Here is a 3,045-nt window from a genome sequence, read left to right as displayed (position 1 = left end):
GTTCGAGCCCCGCCCCGGGCACCCCTTTATCGCTTTCTGGTGGGTAGTCCCCGTTTTGGGCTCTCAGCCTGCTCACAGCTGGGCAGGTCACCAGTTAGGGGCCGGAGCGCCTACTCTTGAACGGCACACCTCGACGTGCCTCAACCTCAAGGGAGGCTGGACACAGTGAAGACAACAAACCCGGTGCTCTCGCGCCTCGGCCAGGCGGCTGAGCGGGAGCGGGCGGCCGGGTCTGCGGGCTACGGTCAGCCGTACCCTTCGGCCGCGGGCGGATATCCCGCGGCGCCGCCGGCCGTTCAGCCGATGACGATCGACGACGTGGTCGTCAAGACCGTCATTCTGCTGGGCATCGTCGGCGTCTCCGCCGCTGCCGCGTGGAACCTGGTGCCCGACGCACTGCTCGGCGCGGCCTGGATCGGAGCGGCGATCGTCGGTCTGGTCCTCGGTCTGATCATTTCCTTCTCCAGGGTGGCGAACCCCGCGCTCGTGATCGCGTACGCGGTCGTCGAGGGCGCGTTCGTCGGCCTGGTGAGCAAGACCTTCGAATCGTTCTACGACGGCATCGTGCTGCAGGCGGTGGTCGCCACCTTCGGGGTGTTCTTCCTGATGGCGGTGCTCTACCGTGCCCGGGTCATCCGGGCGACGCCGAAATTCGCCCGCGGCCTGATCGCGGTCATGGCCGGCCTGTTCGCCGTCATGCTGGTCAACTTCGTCCTGTCGCTGTTCGGCTTCAACACCGGCCTGCGCGACGGCGGCGCACTCGGCATCGGCTTCAGCCTGATCTGCATCGTGGTGGCGTCGCTGAGCTTCATCCTGTCCTTCAACGAGGTCGAGGAGGGCGTGCGGCTGGGCTTGCCGCAGCGTTACTCCTGGACCGCGGCGTTCGGCATCCTGGTCAGCCTGATCTGGCTGTACCTGGAGGTCCTCCGCCTGATCAGCTACTTCCAGGGCGACGACTGACCTGTCGCCTCCCGCAAGAACGACGAATGGCGATTCGCCGTTCGCCAGCAGCGCCCGGCCGTCTCCCCACGGTCCGGGCGCTGCCCCGTTTGTAGGCTGGAGCGATGTTGATCGAGCATCGTGGTGAGCGGCCCGTGGTTCCCGAGTCGGCCTACGTGGCACCGTCCGCCGTGCTGTGCGGCGCGGTGGTGCTCGGCGAGCGAGCCCGGGTGCTGCACGGCGCCGTCCTGTCCGCCGAGGACGGGCGGGTGGTCGTCGGCTCCGAGGTCGTGATCATGGAGGGCGCGCTGGTCCGCGGCCGGGCGAAGCACCCGGCGACCATCGGCGACGCCGTGCTGATCGGCCCGCACGCGCACGTCAACGGCGCGACGATCGAGGACGAGGTCTTCGTGGCGACCGGCGCGGCCGCGTTCCCGGGCTCGACCGCCGGCGCGGGCGCGGAGCTGAGGATCAACAGCGTGCTGCAGGTCAACTCAAGGCTTGCGCCGGGCGCCGTGCTCCCGATCGGCTGGATCGCCGTGGGGGACCCGGCCCAGCTGTTCTCCCCGGACCGGCACGACGAGCTGTGGGAGATCCAGCAGACGCTGGACTTCCCGGGCACGGTCTACGGCGTCCCGCGCGGCACCGGCATGCGCGAGATCATGGCCAGGCAGGCCGAGTTCTACGGCGCGCACCTGACCGACCGGGTCGTCGACCAGGAGCGCTAGGTTGGCACGGTGGCCGATGCCTCCGCCCTCACCGCCAGCGTGAACCGCCTCCTGGCCCAGATCTCGCACTGGCAACAGCCGCGCTGGTCATCGCCCTCGGCGCACCCGCCGGCCACCAGGGCCGACGTCGTCCACGACCTGGTGCAGCGCTTGGCCGACCTGGCCGCGGACGCGGAGGGACGCGCCCGGCGGCAGGTCCCCCGCGAATACGACCTGACCCTCCCGGATCAGCTGCGCGTGATGGTTGCGGACCTGCTGGCCGCCGACCCGCCGGGCGACGTGCTCAGCCAAGCCGTGGCCGCGGTGTCGGACACCCGCAAAGCTCTTCCCTGATCGGACTCGGCGACAGACCGCCGAAGTTTGAAGGTTGCGCTCCGTTCGTTGCTGGCTGCGGCCCGTCGCGGTGACGTTGTGGCCGCGGTTGGCGGCCATGCGGCGTGGTTGCTGGGTTGGGCTGGCTGCGGCCCGTCGCCGTGTCGTCGGGGCCGCGGCCATGCGGTGTGGGTGGTGGGTCCGGGTTGGGTGCGGCCGGTTGCGGTGTGGTCGTGGTCGGGGTTGGCGGCCATGCGGCCTGGGTGGTGGGTCGGGCTGGCTGCGGCCGGTCGCCGTGCGTCGCAACCCACAGTGGTAGCTCAGCGGCCTTTCCGGCCGTCGAATGGGCGCGTGAGCTACCACTGTGGTCGATTGGTCGGAGGGCAAGACGGGAGTGGTAACTCAGCGGCCTTTCTGGCCCTTGGATTGGCGCATGGGCTACCACCGTGGTCGATTTGTCCGCCGACAACGCCCGAAGTGGTAGCTCAGCCGCCTTTCAGGCCGTCGGAAGGGTGCGTGAGCTACCACTGTGGTCGATTTGTCCGCAGGGGTACCGGAAGTGGTAGCTCAGCCACCTCTCGGCGGGGCATGACAGTGCTTGGCCTACCACTCTGGCTCCTGCCACCGGCCGGACCTTGGCCTAGACCAACGATCAGCCTCACGGGCCGCACTAAGGCCCGACCCGCGACTGACGCCGGCATGGCTGGGTCCCGTTCCGACGCGTGGTGTAGATCGCCTGCGTGAGGCTCTGCTAGCTATTCAGTTTTGCGGTCGGGTCATACAGTCGCAATGCCGGGTTCAGGCGGCGAGTAGTTCGGTTGTGGTGTCGGCTGGTGGTGTGGTGAGGGCGGCCATGGAGGCTTCGGCGAGGTAGCGGCGGTCGCCGGTCTGCCATTCGTCGTGGCCTTCGACCAGCACCGCGCCGGCGCGTTTGCAGGCCACAGCACTGCAACTTCCGGTCGCGTCGTCCACGGCGCTGTCGCTCCGGTCGGGTCGTCCACGGCGCTGTCGCTCCGGTCGGGTCGTCCACGGCGCTGTCGCTCCGGGCGGGTCGTCCACGGCGGTG

The 3,045-nt window shown here is 69.4% G+C and carries 3 protein-coding genes and 1 pseudogene; 3 read left to right on the top strand and 1 reads right to left on the bottom strand.

From position 1 onward, the window contains the following. Positions 1 to 165 precede the first annotated feature (165 nt). The 3 genes from AB0M20_RS35030 to AB0M20_RS35020 all read left to right on the top strand — a co-directional run bounded on the left by AB0M20_RS35030 (position 166) and on the right by AB0M20_RS35020 (position 2,000). Positions 166 to 960, top strand: a complete 795-nt coding sequence (locus tag AB0M20_RS35030) for a Bax inhibitor-1/YccA family protein (protein WP_364304736.1) — start codon at positions 166 to 168, stop codon at positions 958 to 960. A gap of 104 nt (positions 961 to 1,064) precedes the next feature. Beyond that, complete coding sequence (locus tag AB0M20_RS35025; protein WP_364304734.1) at positions 1,065 to 1,667, top strand: gamma carbonic anhydrase family protein; 603 nt, start codon at positions 1,065 to 1,067, stop codon at positions 1,665 to 1,667. A gap of 9 nt (positions 1,668 to 1,676) precedes the next feature. Then, positions 1,677 to 2,000 (top strand): hypothetical protein, encoded by a 324-nt coding sequence (locus AB0M20_RS35020; protein ID WP_364304731.1) that lies wholly within the window; start codon positions 1,677 to 1,679, stop codon positions 1,998 to 2,000. 777 nt (positions 2,001 to 2,777) lie between these two features. On the opposite strand, the pseudogene AB0M20_RS35015 reads toward AB0M20_RS35020, so the two are convergent. After that, positions 2,778 to 3,045, bottom strand: a pseudogene (locus AB0M20_RS35015) (hypothetical protein); the annotation flags it as partial.

The sequence above is a fragment of the Actinoplanes sp. NPDC051633 genome (assembly GCF_040681735.1).
Taxonomy (GTDB): Bacteria; Actinomycetota; Actinomycetes; order Mycobacteriales; family Micromonosporaceae; genus Actinoplanes.
This window is presented reverse-complemented; position numbering and strand designations above follow the sequence as displayed.